The following is a 228-nucleotide window of genomic DNA, read 5'->3' as shown; positions in this document are numbered from 1 at the left end:
CCATCCCGCTGACAAACCAGAACCACGCCGGACGCAGGGGCTTATGAGGCTTAATTTTCAGCACCGTCGGCTTCAGCGTCCCTTTTTCGCGCCCGACAATAATGCTGCCGGCGGGCAGTTGCGCCATATCGGGTGCCACACTTCCGTCCGCATCATCAGAACGGAAATACACTACCGGCGGCACCTGCATCTCTTTTTTCAGTACGTCCTGCTCCGGTGACACAATCA

Annotated in this window: 1 pseudogene; it reads right to left on the bottom strand. The window is 57.0% G+C overall.

What is annotated here, in order from left to right:
* Positions 1-228: pseudogene (locus ADK28_RS32025) on the bottom strand (hypothetical protein); the annotation flags it as partial.

Source organism: Serratia sp. 506_PEND (genome assembly GCF_001076875.1).
Lineage (GTDB): Bacteria > Pseudomonadota > Gammaproteobacteria > Enterobacterales > Enterobacteriaceae > Serratia > Serratia marcescens.
The sequence above is the reverse complement of the archived record's forward strand: the minus strand, read 5'-3'. Positions and strand labels throughout refer to the sequence as shown.